Annotated in this window: 15 protein-coding genes; 4 read left to right on the top strand and 11 right to left on the bottom strand. The window is 62.3% G+C overall.

The annotated features are described in order from the left end of the window. Positions 1–20 precede the first annotated feature (20 nt). On the bottom strand, positions 21–1,238 hold the full coding sequence (locus JNB71_RS09690) for a glycosyltransferase family 2 protein (RefSeq protein WP_220371608.1): 1,218 nt from the start codon (positions 1,236–1,238) through the stop codon (positions 21–23). A gap of 171 nt (positions 1,239–1,409) precedes the next feature. On the opposite strand from JNB71_RS09690, the gene JNB71_RS09685 reads away from it, so the two are divergent. Next, entirely contained in the window at positions 1,410–1,715 is a 306-nt protein-coding gene (locus JNB71_RS09685; RefSeq protein WP_220371607.1) for a chorismate mutase family protein, read from the top strand. 96 nt (positions 1,716–1,811) lie between these two features. On the opposite strand, the gene JNB71_RS09680 is transcribed toward JNB71_RS09685, so the two are convergent. From JNB71_RS09680 to mscL, 7 genes are all read right to left on the bottom strand, one after another. Continuing rightward, positions 1,812–3,041 (bottom strand): class I SAM-dependent methyltransferase, encoded by a 1,230-nt coding sequence (locus tag JNB71_RS09680; protein ID WP_220371606.1) that lies wholly within the window; start codon positions 3,039–3,041, stop codon positions 1,812–1,814. Continuing rightward, positions 3,038–3,601, bottom strand: coding sequence for a dTDP-4-dehydrorhamnose 3,5-epimerase family protein (locus JNB71_RS09675; protein WP_220371605.1), 564 nt, complete (start codon positions 3,599–3,601; stop codon positions 3,038–3,040). Before JNB71_RS09675 ends, JNB71_RS09680 begins: the two co-directional genes overlap by 4 nt. Further along, complete coding sequence (rfbG, locus tag JNB71_RS09670) at positions 3,598–4,683, bottom strand: CDP-glucose 4,6-dehydratase (RefSeq protein WP_222857234.1); 1,086 nt, start codon at positions 4,681–4,683, stop codon at positions 3,598–3,600. Before rfbG ends, JNB71_RS09675 begins: the two co-directional genes overlap by 4 nt. Continuing rightward, complete coding sequence (gene rfbF, locus JNB71_RS09665) at positions 4,683–5,453, bottom strand: glucose-1-phosphate cytidylyltransferase (RefSeq protein ID WP_220371604.1); 771 nt, start codon at positions 5,451–5,453, stop codon at positions 4,683–4,685. Before rfbF ends, rfbG begins: the two co-directional genes overlap by 1 nt. A gap of 310 nt (positions 5,454–5,763) precedes the next feature. Beyond that, the gene (galE, locus tag JNB71_RS09660; RefSeq protein WP_220371603.1) at positions 5,764–6,756 is read right to left on the bottom strand and encodes a UDP-glucose 4-epimerase GalE; all 993 of its coding nucleotides are present in this window, start codon (positions 6,754–6,756) and stop codon (positions 5,764–5,766) included. Positions 6,757–6,851: 95 nt separating this feature from the next. Beyond that, complete coding sequence (locus JNB71_RS09655; protein WP_220371602.1) at positions 6,852–8,015, bottom strand: pyridoxal phosphate-dependent aminotransferase; 1,164 nt, start codon at positions 8,013–8,015, stop codon at positions 6,852–6,854. 97 nt (positions 8,016–8,112) lie between these two features. Further along, positions 8,113–8,538: a large conductance mechanosensitive channel protein MscL gene (gene mscL / locus JNB71_RS09650; RefSeq protein ID WP_220371601.1), complete on the bottom strand. Its 426-nt coding sequence runs from the start codon at positions 8,536–8,538 to the stop codon at positions 8,113–8,115. 242 nt (positions 8,539–8,780) lie between these two features. Here mscL and JNB71_RS09645 point away from each other — a divergent pair, with 242 nt between their 5' ends. After that, entirely contained in the window at positions 8,781–12,275 is a 3,495-nt protein-coding gene (locus JNB71_RS09645) for a PAS domain-containing hybrid sensor histidine kinase/response regulator (RefSeq protein ID WP_220371600.1), read from the top strand. Between the two features lie 30 nt (positions 12,276–12,305). Here the strand turns inward: JNB71_RS09645 and JNB71_RS09640 are convergent, their stop codons facing one another. Both JNB71_RS09640 and JNB71_RS09635 read right to left on the bottom strand, forming a co-directional pair. After that, positions 12,306–12,953 carry a response regulator transcription factor gene (locus JNB71_RS09640; protein WP_220371599.1) on the bottom strand — a complete coding sequence of 216 codons (648 nt, stop codon included), beginning with the start codon at positions 12,951–12,953 and terminating at the stop codon, positions 12,306–12,308. 80 nt (positions 12,954–13,033) lie between these two features. Continuing rightward, positions 13,034–13,459: a hypothetical protein gene (locus JNB71_RS09635; RefSeq protein ID WP_220371598.1), complete on the bottom strand. Its 426-nt coding sequence runs from the start codon at positions 13,457–13,459 to the stop codon at positions 13,034–13,036. Positions 13,460–13,573: 114 nt separating this feature from the next. Here JNB71_RS09635 and JNB71_RS09630 point away from each other — a divergent pair, with 114 nt between their 5' ends. Continuing rightward, positions 13,574–13,921 (top strand): DUF952 domain-containing protein, encoded by a 348-nt coding sequence (locus tag JNB71_RS09630; protein ID WP_220371597.1) that lies wholly within the window; start codon positions 13,574–13,576, stop codon positions 13,919–13,921. Then, a complete protein-coding gene (locus JNB71_RS09625) occupies positions 13,918–15,006 on the top strand; it encodes a quinone-dependent dihydroorotate dehydrogenase (RefSeq protein WP_220371596.1) in 1,089 nt (362 codons plus the stop codon). The genes JNB71_RS09630 and JNB71_RS09625 overlap by 4 nt, the downstream gene beginning before the upstream one ends. Here the strand turns inward: JNB71_RS09625 and JNB71_RS09620 are convergent. After that, complete coding sequence (locus tag JNB71_RS09620) at positions 14,982–16,346, bottom strand: MATE family efflux transporter (RefSeq protein ID WP_220371595.1); 1,365 nt, start codon at positions 16,344–16,346, stop codon at positions 14,982–14,984. The two genes, JNB71_RS09625 and JNB71_RS09620, sit on opposite strands and share 25 nt — an antisense overlap. Between the last annotated feature and the right edge of the window lie 14 nt (positions 16,347–16,360).

The following is a 16,360-nucleotide window of genomic DNA, read 5'->3' as shown; positions in this document are numbered from 1 at the left end:
CCAACCGGTCGTGCCTGGCCTCAGGCGGACTTGAAGTGCTCGTTGAAGTTCAGGTTCAGCGCTTCCTGATGCGCCAGCATCTGATTGACCAGATGGTAGAGTTCTGCCGGCGTCTCTACGCCGCCGATCTCCTCGTCGATATAGAGATGGTTGTTGGAAACGCCGGTGAAGAACAGCGATCCGGTTGGCTCGACATAATCAACTGGCTTGAAATGTTTCAGATATTTTCCGCCCTTCCATTTCCCGAAAGCGGCACGGTAGCCTGCGACAGTCCTGTCGAAGTCCTGCCGGCTTCCCATGATGCCACAGCTCATGCCGCAGGCTTCGGCAAAATTGGCCTCCCAGCCCGCCATCGGGCTGTAGCCATATTGTGTCAGGAACCAGTGCTGCGTCTGCGCGATGCAGGCGGCCAATCCCAAGGCCGAAGGAAAGGGGAAATGCTTCATGTGCGGGTCTTCATCAATGTTGCGCCCCGTCTCCTTCATGAATACCGCGTGCTGATCCTTGACCTTGTCCGTCAGCTTGATTTTCGCGGAATTGCTTTCCGCGCAGGAGCCAAGAACCGAGAAGGGGCGCTCCGAATAAAACATGTGCTCGGCCGTCACGAGCACCTTGCACACGTTCTCGAAATCGACGACCGGGTATTCGCAGTACTTTCCACCGAACTTCGCCTTGATCCTGTCCATCACGCGCTTGGAGACCGCGCCGTGGTAGAAGCCGAAGGCCATATTGGGGGTCGCCGTGTTTCCTCTCCAAGAGAAGAACTCCTGATACAGCCACGCCCGTGGCAGCTTATGCACGTCGGTGCCAAGCGGTGCGGAGACGTTGCAGTGATTGGGACGATTACCGGGCCAGTTGTAGGTAAGGCGGCTCCAGACGAATACGTCGATGACGTTGTGCTCCGCCTGCGAGCGGCTGATAAGGTCCGCCACATTGGCATCGACGTAGTCGTCGTCGCCGATCATGCAGATGAATTCGCCGGTGGCCGCCTCCACGCAGCGATCCCAGTTCTCGACCATCGAAAACACCCGGTCACCCGACGGGAGATATTTGACGCGCGGATCGGCAACAACGTCTTCCATGAAGCTGTTCATGATCGAAGGGTCGTCCGAATTATCGGCGAAGACATACTCGATATCCGCTCTGAGATTCATCAGCAGGCTTCGGATCGTTTCCTGGAAGTAACGCTGGCGGTTACGCGAGGGCACACAAATCGTCAGTTTCGGCTGGGCGAACATGAAATTTCTCCGTTTGCCGCACACTAGAGGCGAGGGCTTTCGCGAGGCTTGCCCGCGACCGTTTGGCCCGGCATCGGGTTTTCAGCTTTTCAGGAGCCGGATGGCTTGATAAGCAGCGTCGAGAACGGCCTGCCCCAAGTGGCCCGCAAGACCTGACCCCGGAGACCCCACATGCAGAAAAGTCCGGCAGACTGCACCTCGATGGCGGATATCCGCGCCGAGATCGACCGGCTGGACAAGGCGTTGATGAGCCTGTTTGCCGAGCGCTGGGCTTATATCGACCGGGCAGCCGAGCTCAAGAAACCGGCCGGACTGAAGGCTGACATCCCCGCGCGCGTGAATGAGGTTCGGCGCAATGCGCGAAAAAACGCCGAGAAAGCCGGCCTCGACCCCGACTTCTACGAGGATATCTGGGCGCGGCTTATCCAGCATTCGATCGAACACGAGCAGGTCGTGCTTGGCGAAATCGAAAGATGAAAATCGGCGGTCAGCCGATCTCGGCAATCGGCGTATCTTTCTTGGCAACCGGCATGTCCACGGCAACCTGAGGCAGGACCGTGTTCGCATCCTGGGCTAGGGATGCACCTGCAGCGTCGGAACCGCCGTCACGAACTTGCCACCCCAGTCGCTGATATACGAAAGCTGCTGTTTGATTTCGGTCTGTAGGTTCCATGGCAGGATAACCACCCTTTCCGGTTTTTCGGCTTTCAGGACGTCCTCCGTGACAACCGGGATGCGGCTGCCGGGGAGCAGCGTTCCCTGCTTGGCCGGGTTCTTGTCGACGACGAACTGGAGGAGATCGGGTTTGACGCCGGCGAAGTTAAGGAGCGTGTTGCCCTTCGCCGCGGCACCGTAGGCCGCCACTTTCAGGCCCGCTCGCCTGCTGTCAATGAGGAACTCAAGAAAGCCGTCGCGCACGATCTGCGCCGCCTCCTGGAAATTCGCATAGAAGGCATCCTCGAGCATGCCCGCCGCGCGCTCGGCATCCAGCGTTCTGGCGACGGCCGCCGTTTTCGCATGTTTGCCGGTATCGCTGCGCTGCGCGAACACGCGCAGGCTGCCGCCATGCCAGGGCGTCGTCTCGACGTCGAAGACGGAGAGACCGTTTGCCTCGAACACGCGCGTCACGGCCGTCAGCGACAGATAGGAATAGTGCTCGTGATAGGCCGTATCGAACTGCGCCTCGCGCACCATATTGAGCAGGTGCGGGAACTCGAAGGTGGCAACGCCGTTCGCCTTCAAGAGACGCGCGAAACCGGCGACGAAATCGTTGATGTCGGGCACATGGGCCAGCACGTTGTTGGCCGCCATCAGATCGGCGGAACGCCCCTGTGCCACCAGTTTATCGGCGAGGTCGGCACCAAAGAATGCCTCGACGATGTCGATGCCCTTTTGCCGGGCAGCCGCTGCAGTACTTGCGGTCGGCTCGATGCCGAGACAGCCAAGGCCGCGCTGCTTGGCATATTGCAGCAGATAGCCATCATTGGCCGCGACTTCGACGACATGCGACGCCTCAGTCAGGCCGAAACGGGCCTGCATAACGGCGACATACTGCTTGGCATGAGCCAGCCAGGAGGTCGAGAAGGAACTGAAATAGGCGTAGCGCGACGAGAAGAACGTCTCACGATCGGCGAAGTCTTCCGTCTGCACCAGCCGGCATTCCCGGCAGCAGCGGATCACCAGCGGATACCAGAGTTCCGGCATATGGCTTCTGGCAAGATCGACATAGGAATTCGACGGCGGCGCGGTGCCGAGATCGAGGAATGGCACCATATGCGTCGACCCGCAGTGACGGCAGCTCATGCAGCAACTCCGCGATAGTCCGGCGACAGCCAGGGATGCGCTGCATCGCGCGGCGATAGATTGATAACCTGCAGCGGCCAGTCGATGCCAAGCGCCGGGTCTTGCGGGTTGAGCCCGCCTTCCGCCGCGGCGATGTGGGGATGCGAATGGGCATAGATCATCCGGACTTCATCGCTCAGCGCCTGGAAACCATGGGCGAACCCTTGGGGAATGAGCAGCGAACAGGCGTTGGCTTCGGAAAGCTCGACGGCGAAATGCTGCAGAAAGGTCGGCGAATCCTCGCGGATATCGACGGCGACATCGAGGATGCGGCCGCGCGTGCAGGTCACCAGCTTGATTTCCGCATGCGGGGGGCACTGGAAATGCATGCCGCGCACCGTTCCCTTGAAAGTCGTGCCGGTCTCGTTGAGCTGCGCAACGCGGCCCTGCCAACCGAAAGCCGCAAGATCGTCCTCGCAGAACAGCCGCGAGAGAAACCCGCGCTCGTCCGCCATCTTCCTGCGGGTCAGAACCAGCAGCCCGTCAAGAGGCGTTGTGACCGCCTCGAACCGCCCGCTCATCCCGCCGCCCTCAAAGGCTCGTCTCCAACAGCCAAGCCGGCGAAATCGCGGATGTCGGCAAGGCAGAGTTCAAGCGCCGCCCGGCCATCGCCTTGCGCGCGGTACCATTCCATCGTCCGCTTGACCGTTTCAGCCAGCCGCCAGCGCGGCTGGTAGCCGAGTTCGGCGCGCGCCTTGGCACTGTCGAGGACCAGATAACCTGCCTCGTGCGGACCGTCCGTCCCGTCGCCGAGCATCGTTGCGCCGCCACCGAAATGGCGCTCCGCCATCTTCAGGACCGCGCCGACCGAGGCGGCTTCACCGTGATCCGGGCCGAAATTAAAGCTCTCGACACCCTCAGGCGCCTGCCACAGCCGTTCTGCGAGGCCCATGTAACCGCCGAGCGGTTCAAGCACATGCTGCCAGGGCCGCACCGCCCGCGGACGGCGCACCTGCAATGTCTCGCCGCTTTGCCATGCCCTGACCGCATCGGGAATCAGCCGGTCCTCTGCCCAGTCGCCGCCGCCAATGACGTTGCCTGCGCGCGCCGTGGCAAGGCCGACCCTGCGGCTTGAGAAGAAGGATGCCCGATAGCTTGCCGCGACGATCTCGGCCGCTGCCTTGCTGGCGCTATAGGGATCGTGGCCGCCGAGCGGATCGCTCTCCATGAAGGCAAGCCCCGTCTCGGCATTGTGGTAGACCTTGTCGGTGGTCACGACCACGATCGAGCGCACATCCTCCGACAGGCGCAAGGCGTCGAGCAGATTGACCGTGCCGAGCACGTTGACGTGATAGGTTTCCGCCGGATTGCGATAACCGGCCCTGACCAGCGCCTGTGCTGCGAGATGAAAGACGATCTGCGGCTTTGTCTTCAGAACATGATGGGTGACGGCGTCGCGATCACGGATATCGATGATGCCGGGCCCATCCATCTCACCCCCGAGCAGCAGGTGCAGCGAGGGTTCCGTCGTCGGCGCCAGCGACAGGCCGGTGACATCAGCCCCGAGTTCACGCAGCCAAAGCGTCAGCCAACTACCTTTGAAGCCGGTATGCCCGGTAACCAGTACGCGCTTTCCGCGCCAGAATTCGTTCCTCATCGGCATCACCACGTCTTCCACGGCGGGGCGCCGCTCTGCCACAGGCTTTCAAGATGGTTTTTGTCGCGCAGCGTATCCATCGGCTGCCAGAAGCCTTCATGGAAATAGGCCTGCAACTCGCCGTCCTTGGCCAGTCCCATCAGGGGTTCCCCCTCCCAGCTTGAGTGATCCGCTTCGATCCGCTCGATGCAGCGGGGCGAAAGAACGAAGAAACCGCCGTTGATGAAACCGCCCTCGCCTTCCGGTTTTTCGACGAAGCCCTGGACCTCGGTGCCGTCCAGCTGCAGCGCGCCATAGCGCGCCGGCGGCCGCACGGCCGTCACCGTCGCCTGCTTGCCGTGGCTTTTGTGAAAGGCGATCGTCTTGCTGATATCGACGTTGCTGACGCCATCGCCGTAGGTAAAGCAGAAGGCTTCCTCGTCCTTGAGATAGGAGGCAACGCGCTTGAGGCGTCCGCCCGTCATCGAGTTCTCGCCCGTATCAATCAGCGTCACGCGCCAGTTCTCGGCGCTCTGGCGATGGAACTCGATACTGTTCTGCGACAGGTCGAAAGTAATGTCCGACATGTGCAGGCCATAATTGGCGAAGTATTCCTTGATCATGTAGCCCTTGAAGCCGCAGCAGATGATGAAATCGCGTACGCCGTGGGCATAGTAGAGCTTCATGATGTGCCAGAGGATCGGACGGCCGCCGATCTCGATCATCGGCTTCGGCCGCAGATGCGTTTCCTCGGCAATGCGCGATCCCAGACCGCCAGCAAGAATGACCGCTTTCATCGGCTCCTCCGGCTGGGCGCGAAAGCAGTCGCCGGCAGCGCCATGACTTGGCGGAGGGAAAACGGCTCTGCTGCGGGCCGGGTTCGCATAGTTTCCAGCCCGTGCGCCGCCTTCGACGGCACAGCCGATCGCCTTGCCGTCATACGGATTCTAAGGCAGGGAAATTCCATGGTGCTCCGGGTCCAGTCAGTCTTTGCTGACAAGCACCCTAGAAGCTGAAACTGTCGTCAAACTGGAGAGGCCGCGCGGATGCCGGCCCCGCTACCTTGCGGGCCAATGCCGGGCCAAAAAGACATCAGCCCATCGGATTTCAGTAGGCGTTCTTCCGCGTCAGGTGCTGTTCCCAATCGAGCGCACTGCGGATGATGCCGCTCAGATCATCGTACTGCGGAACCCATCCGAGCTCCTGCCTGGCGAGCGCCGGATTGGCGACGATCATCGCAGGATCCCCCGCCCGGCGCTCAGCGAAGGTGACCGGAAAGTCGCTCCCATGCACCTTGCGCACGGCATCCAGGACTTCGAGCACCGAGAAGCCATGGCCATAGCCGCAATTGGCGGCGAGCGAACCGCCGCCGGCGCGCATGCGCTGCAACGCCTTCAGATGCGCCTGCACCAGATCCCAGACATGGATGTAGTCGCGAACACAGGTTCCGTCCGGCGTCGGATAGTCGGTGCCGAAGACGCTCATCGATTGGCGCTTGCCCAGCGCCGTGGCACAGGCGACCTTGATCAGATGCGTCGCCAAAGCCGAGGACTGGCCGCTTCGTCCCTTCGGATCGGCTCCCGCGACATTGAAATAGCGCAGCGCCGTATAGGTGAAGTCATGCGCATTGGCCGTATCGCGCAGCATGATCTCGGTCATCAGCTTCGATGAGCCGTAGGGCGATTCCGGCTTGAGATTGACGCTCTCGGTAACCGGTTCCAGAACCTCCGGCGTGCCGTAAACCGCGGCCGTCGAGGAAAACACGAAATAGGGGATACCGGCCTCGACGGCGCTGGCAATCAGGCTGCGCGACTTCACCGTATTGTTCTCGTAGTAGCCGAGCGGATCGGCGACCGATTCCGGCACGACGATCGAACCGGCGAAATGGATGATGGAATCGATCTCGTTTTCCGAGAATATCTGCCGCATCAGGACGGTGTCGGCGATATCGCCTTCGTAGAAGCGCGCTTCGGGCGCGATCGCCCAGCGAAACCCGGTGGAAAGACGATCGATGACGACGACCTGTTCACCGGCATCGAGCAGCGCCCAGACCATGTGGCTGCCGATATAACCGCCACCACCCGTTACCAAAACCGCCATCCGTGTACTCCCACACTGTTGAATTCAGCGGGATATGACCCGTTCACGGCGCGATACACAAGGATTTTGTGCAGTGCCGAACGGTCAAATATCACTCAAGAGGCGATATAGCCGGCCAACCGCGCCGCAGCCGTCGCGATCTGGCCGGGGTCGCGCAGGAAACAGGCGCGCATGAACAGGGCCCCACCCTCGCCGAATGCCGTGCCCGGTGCAAGGCCGACACCCGTCTTGTCGACGATGTCGAGCGCGGTGCGGCGGGCATCGGTGACCCCATCGATTTTCAGGAAGGCATAGATCGCGCCATCCGGCTTCAAGGTCTGGACGCGATTGGTCGCGATCAGCGCGTCGCACAGCAAATCGCGCGAGCGGGCCGCCTTGGCGATGTTTTCGGCAATGAAGTCATCGCCCCGGTCGAGTGCGGCGACGGCACCCGCCTGCATGAACTGGGCTACGCCGGATGTGGAATACTGGATAAGGTTTTCCAGCACCTGGCCGATTTCCGCCGGCGCAACGATCCAGCCGACGCGCCAGCCGGTCATCGACCAGTTCTTGGAGAAGGAATTGACGAAGAGAATGCGGTCGCTGTCTTCGATGATGTCGAGGAAGGACGGCGCCCTGCCGCCATTGAAATAATAGAGCGCATAGATTTCGTCCGCGATGATCCAGAGACCATTCCGGCGCGCCAGATCAAGAATTGCTCTCAGATCGTCATGCGATGCGGTCCAGCCGGTTGGATTGGACGGCGTGTTGACGAACAGTGCCCGTGTTTTCGGCGTGATCGCATCTTCGAGCTTGGCGATGTCGAGCTGCCATTTGCCGTGTTCGAAGTTGAGCGGAACCGCAATCGCCCGGGCGCCGGAAAGCTCCGCACTTGCCGCGAAATTCGGCCAGGCAGGCGAGAGGAAGACCACATCGTCGCCGGGCGAGGTAACGGCCTCGATCGCAAGCTTGATGGCCTGCATGCCCGACCCCGTCACATAGAAATTGTCCGGCGCAAGCGTCTTCTGGAAATGGCGCTGATAGTAGCGCACCAGCGCCTCACGCAGCGGCGGGATGCCGCGCTGCCAGGTGTAGAAGGTCTCGCCGGCCATCAGCGAATCCTGCGTCGCCTGGGCGATGAAGTCCGGAGTCGGCAGATCTCCCTCGCCAACCCAGAGCGGGATAAGCCCTTCGCGCCCGCGCGCATAATTCACCAGCTCGACGATGCCGCTTTCGGGTGCTGCGAGCGATCGGGGGCTGAGGCTGGCGAGAATGGTCATCGGCGGGCTCCTGTTTTCCCGCCGCTTCTAGCGGTTTTTCAGATCACGATCACGCGATATTCGCTGACGAATCTATCGATTCTGGTGATGTGTCGCCTCACGCTCGCTGCTTCAGCAAATCTCGGATTTCCGTCAACAGCTGCACATCGACCGGTGGCGGCGCTGCGGGCTCCTCATTTTTCTGCTTTTCCAGTGTGGCGCGCATCGTGTTGACTGCCTTGACCAGCAGGAAGATGATCCAGGCGAGAATCAGGAAATTCAGCACCACTGTGAGAAAGTTGCCATAGGCGAAGACCGCGCCCTGCTCGCGGGCCGCGGCAAGCGAGGTGGCGGTCACGGTGCTCGAAAGCGGAATGAAAAAGTTGGAGAAATCAAGCCCGCCGGTGATGGCACCGATGATCGGCATGATGATGTCGTTAACCAGCGAGTTGACGATCAGGCTGAAAGCCCCACCGATGATAATACCGACGGCTAGGTCTATGACATTGCCCCTGGCGATAAACGCCTTGAACTCATTCAGCATTGCTCTCTCCTTACTTCCCTTGAAACCGGCTGGCTTTGCCTGTCCCTGCATTGCTGGCCAGCCGGGGCGATGCTACTTGAAATTACACCCAAGTAAATCGCGCCTCGAAAAAGGAAAGTGAAACCCACCGGTTTCACGCCGTCTGAAAAAACAGAAGTCCGTTCTTTGACTTAAGGTTTAGACGCACCTGATTTTCTTCCCCGCCGTCTTGTCCTATGCTGATGCGAGGACAAGGAGGAGGCATGCTTTCGGGCTCGATCATCTTCGCGGCCGCCTTCGCCTATCTGCTGCTTTTGTTTGCAGTGGCAAGTTACGGCGATCGCAAGGCGCGCAACGCGCCTGCCGGCAAGGGCAGGCCGCTCGTCTATGCCCTCAGCCTCGCGATCTACTGCACCTCATGGACCTATTTCGGCGGCGTCGGTCTCGCTGCCGAGCGCGGGCTGGAATTCACCGGCATCTATATCGGCCCGATCCTGATGTTCACCCTCGGCCTGCCGGTGATCCGCCGCATCATCGCGCTTGCCAAGTCCGAGCGGCTCACCTCCGTCGCCGACTTCGTCGCCGCGCGGTACGGCAAGAACCCGGTGGTTGCCGCCATCGTCGCGCTGATCTCGCTGATCGGCGCCATCCCCTACATCGCCCTGCAGCTGAAGGCCGTTTCCAGCTCGGTGTCGGCGATGGTCGATACCAGCGGCTATGGCATCGGCGCCGGCCAGAATTTTATCGACCTGCCGCTGCTCGTCACGCTGTTCCTCGCCTGTTTCGCCATCGTCTTCGGCACGCGGCATACGGATGCCACCGAACACCAGGATGGTCTCATCCTGGCGATTGCGATGGAATCGGTGGTGAAGCTCCTGGCGCTGCTGACCGCCGGCTTCTATGTCGTGTTCGTCCTGTTCGACGGGCCGAACGATCTCTGGGCCAAGGCGCTCGCCAACCACCAGGTGATGACCGCACTGCACTATCAGACGCCGCTGCCGCGCTGGATCCTGCTGGTCGTGCTTTCGGCCTTCGCCATCATCATGCTGCCGCGGCAGTTCCACGTCACCGTCGTCGAGAACCGCACGGAAAGGGACCTGCGCACTGCCGGCATCCTCTTCCCGGTCTATCTGGTCGCCATTAATCTCTTCGTGCTGCCGATCGCCATCGCCGGCATCCTGACCTTTGCCGGCGGCGGCGAGGCGGACCTCTATCTCCTGACACTGCCGCTCGCCGCCGACATGCCGGCGCTGACGCTGATCACTTTCATCGGCGGTTTTTCCGCTGCCACCGCGATGGTCATCGTCGCCTCGGTGGCGCTGTCGATCATGATCTCCAACGACATCGTCATGCCGGTGTTCTTGAGGCGCAACCTGATGGGCCGCGGCAGCTCGCGGGATGTGACGGGCACCCTGCTCAACGTCCGGCGCACGGCAATCTTCGCGGTCCTGCTGCTTGGCTACGGCTATTACCGCTCCGCCGACATGAGCGCCGGCCTGGCATCCCTCGGTCTTCTCTCTTTCGCTGCCATTTCGCAGATGGCCCCGGCGCTCTTTGGCGGCCTCCTCTGGCGGCAGGCCAACGCCCGCGGCGCGATTGCCGGCATGACGGTCGGCTTCCTCGTCTGGGCGTACCTGCTCTTCCTGCCGAGCCTCGGCGGACCGGACAATTCGCAGGTCGCGGCCACCGTACTCGGCTTCCTCTTCCCCTTCACCGCGATCTTTTCCGGCCCTGCCGCCGATCCGCTGGTCAATGCCTGCGCGCTCAGCCTGCTGGTCAACGGGGTCGCCTATGTCATCGGCTCGCTGACGCGTGCGCCAAAACCGCTGGAGCGGCTGCAAGCCGGCGTCTTCATCCGCCGCAAATCACGCTCGGAGAAAGCGTTTCGTGGCCGCAAGACCAAGATCACCGTGCTCGACCTGAAGACCACGATCGCCCGATATCTCGGCGACGAGCGCATGCAGCGTTCGTTCCAGACCTATGAGCGCCAATCCGGCCGCTGGCTGGAGGACCATCAGCCGGCCGACATGGCACTCGTTCATTTCTCCGAGCAACTTCTCGGCAGCGCTATCGGCTCCTCTTCCGCGCGGCTCGTGCTGTCGCTGGTACTGCAGCGCATGGACGACACGTCTTCCGACACCGCCTGGCTGCTCGATCAGGCATCGGAAGCGCTGCAGTACAATCAGGACATGCTGCAAACGGCGCTCTCACAGATGGACCAGGGAATTGCCGTCTTCGACAGTTCCAACAACCTGATCATCTGGAACCGCCGCTTCCGCCAATTGCTCGACCTGCCGGAAAGCGCCGGCCAGGTCGGCTTTCCGCTGGCCGAAATCGTTTCGATGCTGAGCAAGCGCGGCGATATCCGCAAGGAAGACGAAAAGGCGCTGGTCGCCAACTTCCTGACGCTCGACAAACCCTTCCTGCTCGAACTTTCCGGCGGCGAACGCATCATCGAAGTGCGCACCAATGCGATGCCCGACAAGGGCATCGTCACCACCTATACCGATATCACCCAACGTGTCGCCGCCGACATGGCGCTGAAGCAGGCGAACGAAACGCTGGAACTGCGCGTTGCCGAGCGCACCGGTGAACTCACCCGCGTCAACCGCGAGGTAGCCGAAGCCCGTGCGGCCGCGGAGGAGGCCAATATCGGCAAGACCCGCTTCTTCGCCGCCGCCGGCCATGACATCCTGCAACCCCTCAACGCCGCCCGGCTCTATTCATCGTCGCTGGTCGAGCGTCTGGGGGATTCTGAAAACAGAGTGCTCGTCCAGAACATCGATTCCTCGCTGGAATCGGTCGAATCCATCCTTGGCGCCGTGCTCGATATTTCCCGCCTGGACACGGGCGCGATGAAGCCACGCCTGCAAACCGTGCCGCTCAACGACCTCCTGCGCCGGATTGAAACCGACTTCGCCCCCGTCGCCCGCGCTGCCAATCTCAAGCTCACCGTCATGCCGACGTCGCTGTCGGTGCGCACCGACCCCAACCTCCTGCGCCGCCTCATCCAGAACCTCGTATCAAATGCCATCAAATATACGCCGAAAGGCAAGGTCCTGGTCGGCGTGCGCCGCGAGGGCGGCAACGCCGTCGTCCAGGTGCTCGATTCAGGCATCGGCATTCCTGCGTCGAAGTTTCGTACGGTCTTCAAGGAATTCGCCCGGCTCGACGAGGGCGCCAAGACGGCGTCCGGCCTCGGGCTCGGCCTGTCGATCGTCGACCGCATTTCCCGCGTCCTCAATCACGCCGTCGATCTGCAATCCAAGCCCGGCGCGGGCACGCGCTTCCGCGTGACCATGCCGATCGACCGCACCACCGCTAGTATCAAGACCGCCGCCACGGCAGCGGTTGGAACCGCCGAACCGCTCCATGGCCTGCGTGTCCTGTGCATCGACAACGAGGCGCAGATCGTCGAAGGCATGAAACTGTTGCTCGAGGGCTGGGGCTGCACGGTCACCACCGCGCTGTCGCTGGCTGCCTGGCAGGCCGATCCGACCAATCTCGCCCAGCATCCGGATGCCATCATCGCCGACTACCACCTCGACAAGGCAACCGGCATCGCCGCGATCCAGGCGATCCGCGACCATTTCGCGATTGCCATCCCTGCCCTCCTCGTTACCGCCGACCGCACTCCGGAAGTCCGTGCCGCCGCCGAACGAGATAGCGTGGCGCTGCAAAACAAGCCGGTTCGCCCGGCCTCGATGCGAGCCTGGCTGACGCAGCTTTCCGTATCGATGAAGGCGGCAGCGGAGTAGCTGGAAGAGATTGCCGAAGGGCAGCCCCGTTCAAGCCGCCACAGCCGCGATCTTCCCCAGCTGGATCACCGCCTGCGTGCGGCTATCGACGTTGAGCTTGAGCAAGATCGCCGAGACATGTGCCTTGATCGTCGCTTCGGAGACGCCCAGTTCGTAGGCGATCTGCTTGTTGAGCAGGCCTTCGGCGAGCATGCCAAGCACGCGCGATTGCTGCGGCGTCAGCGTCTGCAGCCGATGCAGGAGATCGGCCACCTCCGGCTCGTGCTCCATGCCGCGCTGGAAACCCGGCGGAGTGAAGATGTCGCCGGCCATGACCGTTTCGATGCCATGGCGGATTTCATCGATGCCGGCGGATTTCGACAGGAAGCCGCAGGCCCCCAGTTCAAGCGCACGCTGGATCGTCGCCGGATCGTCATGGGCGGAGACGATCATCACCGGCAGGCTCTGGAATTCGGCGCGAAGGGCGATCAGGCCCGACAGGCCGCTGACACCCGGCATGGTGAGATCGAGCAGCATCAGGTCGGCGGAGACGTTGTCGATCGCCGCCTGCCGCGCCGCGGTGAAATCCCCGGCCTCGATGATGGTCGGATTGCCGGCCATGCCGGACAGCGCCTGGCGCATGGCGCCGCGAAACAGCGGGTGATCGTCCGCAATGATGATGGTCAAGCCTGACGTCATGACGCTCCCTCCCAAGAGCTCCGCGCGGTGGCCAAATCCTCCCATTCGCCGCCGCGGCGCATGCATCGTCCGGGATCCGGTCAGGTCTTCTGAGGCACGCTCTCGGTGTCGTCGGACTCGCGTTCCAGATCCTTCACAATTCCCATGAAACTGCGCATCATTCTTTCCATGATGCTCATCGTCTGGTCAATCTCTTCCTTCGTCGGAAGCCGCGGTTTCAGTGAGGTTTGCCCCTCGCCGACCGCTTTTTCCAGGGTTTCGATGCGTTTGGCCAGGAGATCGAGCTCGAGCTCGAAGGCAGTGCGTTCGTCGGCCGCCATCCGGCAGACGAGATCGCCATCCTTTTCCTGACACAGCGACACCTCGCCCGTCTGCGTATCGAGCCGCGCAACGCCGGTGTCGGTCTTCTGCATCGCATAGCGCCCGGGCGCCGGCTCCTGGGCAAACGCGGCGATCGCTGCGAGGACCCCGCCCAGAGCCAGGACCGGCATCAGTAACCTGTTCATCGCAATCTCCCAATCAGCCGAAAATCCGGGATCGAACCCGCTTGCCGGTGGACTTTCGCACAGGATTGCGGCAATCCCGCAAAACACAGTGTCCAATCTCCAGGAAACGGCGGCATGAGCAGCATTATCTACAAAATCGTCCCGGCGACTCTATGGCAGGATGCGCTCAACAGCGGAGAATTCAAGGGGGCATCGATCGACCTGACGGATGGCTACATTCATTTGTCGACGGCCGAGCAGGCACCGGGAACCGCTGCCCGCTATTTTGCCGGACAGCAAGGCCTTCTGCTTGTTGCCATCGATGCCGAAAAGCTCGGCGACAAGCTGGTCTATGAGCCCTCGCCCAGCGGTACATTGTTTCCGCATCTCTACGCCACGCTGTCCTTCGATGCGGTCCTCTGGGCAAAGCCGCTGCCGCTCGGTGCTGACGGCGCCCATCTCTTTCCGGAGCTTGACCGATGATCGATGCCTTCCAGTCGCTCGCCCGCCGCGGCCTCTTCCTGCTTGATCCGGAAGCGGCCCACGGGCTTTCGGTCAAGGCGCTGAAAACCGGCCTCGTGCCCGCCTGCGCAGCACCCGCCGATCCGCGGCTGACGCAGACCGTCGCCGGCCTCACCTTCGCCAATCCGCTCGGCATGGCGGCCGGTTACGACAAGAATGCCGAAGTTCCGGAGGCACTGCTCAGGCTCGGTTTCGGTTTCACCGAGATCGGCACCGTGACGCCGAAGCCGCAGGCCGGTAACGACAAGCCGCGCATCTTCCGTCTGGTCGAGGACGAGGCGGTCATCAATCGTCTCGGCTTCAACAATGAAGGTCATCAGGCAGCGCTGACCCGGCTTCGTGGCTGCTCTCGCGATGCGATGATCGGCGTCAACATCGGCGCCAACAAGGACAGTGCCGACCGCATCGCCGATTACGTCGCCGGCATTCGCGCCTTCTACGGCGTCGCCCGCTATTTCACCGCCAATATCTCTTCCCCCAACACGCCCGGCCTGCGCGACCTGCAGGCACGCGAAAGCCTGGCGGCACTTCTGTCGGCCGTGCTCGCCGCCCGCGACGAGGAGGCCGCAAAAACGGGAAGACGCCTGCCAGTGTTCCTCAAGATCGCGCCGGATCTCACCGAGGAAGCCATGGACGACATTGCGGAAGAAGCGCTGTCGCACGCTCTCGACGGGCTGATCGTCTCCAACACGACGCTGGCGCGCGACGGCCTCAGGGACCAGGACCAGGCCAAGCAAAGCGGCGGTCTTTCCGGCAAGCCGCTGTTTGAAAAATCCACCGTCGTGCTTGCCAAGATGCGCAAGCGCGTCGGACCCGCCCTGCCGATCATCGGCGTTGGCGGCGTCTCCTCGGCGGAAACGGCGGCGGAAAAAATCCGCGCTGGCGCCAACCTCGTCCAACTCTATTCCTGCATGGTCTATGAAGGCCCTTCACTCCCGGGCAGGATCGTCCGCGGCCTGTCAAACCTCTGCGACCGCGAAAAGCTCTCGTCGATCGCTGATATCCGTGGCAGCCGGACGGATCATTGGGCGGCCAGGAACGTCTGAGCCGTGCGGCGTGGCACCAGCGCCATCAGGAAAAGGCCGCGAAACAGCAGGAACAGGTTGAGCGACGCCCAGAGCCCGTGATTGCCGAAGACCGGCACCAGCAGCCAGAGGGCAACGACATAACCCGCGAAGGCGGCAAGCATCATGTTGCGCATGTCCCGCGACCAGGTGGCGCCGATGAAGACGCCGTCCATCAGGAACGCCAGCGCCCCGGTCATCGCCGTGATCGCCGCCCACGGCAGATAGACATAGGCTTCCGCCCGCACATCTTCCGCAGTCGTCAACAGATCGACCAGGCTGTCGCCGAAAATCAAAAAGGCGATGGTGGTGAATCCGGCGAGCGCGAGCGACCAGATCGCCGTCATCCTCAGCGCCCTGTCGAAGGCCGGCCGGAAGCGGGCGCCGATCGCGCGGCCCGTCAGCTGCTCGGCGGCATTGGCAAGCCCGTCGAGATAATAGCCGGCGACAAGGAAGATCGTCATCAGCACGGCATTGGCCGCCAGCGTCAACGGACCAAGGGCCGTACCGATGCGCGTCATCAGGGCAAATGCGCCGAGAAGCACGAAGGAGCGGATCATGATGTCGCGGTTGAGCCCGAACAGCGGCTTCAGGCGTTCGCGGGCAACGACTGAGGCCCAGCTCGGCGAAACCGTGCGGTCGAAGCGGCCATAAACGACCGCGAATCCGACGATCGCACCGACCACTTCGCCCGTGACCGTCGCCAGCGCCACGCCCATCACGCCCCAGCCGAGATAAAGCCCGAGAAAGACGCACAAGACAATGTTGATGCCGTTGATCAGCGTCTGCAGCATCAGCCCCGTCGTCCCCTGCCCGCGCCCGAGCACGTAGCCGAGGATCGTGTAGTTGGCGAGCGCCGCCGGACCGGAAAGGATGCGGCAGAGGAAATAGGTGCTGGTCACCGCCGCCACCTCCGGCCCCGGCGCCATCAGCCAGAGCCCGGCCGCCAGGAGCAGCGGCGATAACAGGACGATGGCGGTGCCGCACACGAGAGCGATGATCAGGGAACGCCAGAAAACCGCCTGCTCTTCCGCCCTATCGCCGCGCCCGAAAGCCTGGGCAACAAGGCCGGTTGTGGCGGCGCGCAGGAAATTGAAGGTGGTGAACAAAAGGTCGAAGAGGATGGCACCGACCGCCAGACCGGCAAGCAGCGTCGCCTGGCCCATATGTCCGACGACGGCCGTATCGACCAGCCCGAGCAGCGGCGTCGTCAGGAAGCCGAGCGTCATCGGCACCGCGATCGACAGGATCAGCCGGTTGGTGACCAGAAAGGGACCTGCCCCTTGGCTGTTTTCGCTGTCGGTCGTATGCGCTGCCGTCATGCTTTGTCCTCAAG

The organism is Rhizobium herbae (genome assembly GCF_019511375.1).
Lineage (GTDB): Bacteria > Pseudomonadota > Alphaproteobacteria > Rhizobiales > Rhizobiaceae > Pararhizobium > Pararhizobium herbae_A.
This window is presented reverse-complemented; position numbering and strand designations above follow the sequence as displayed.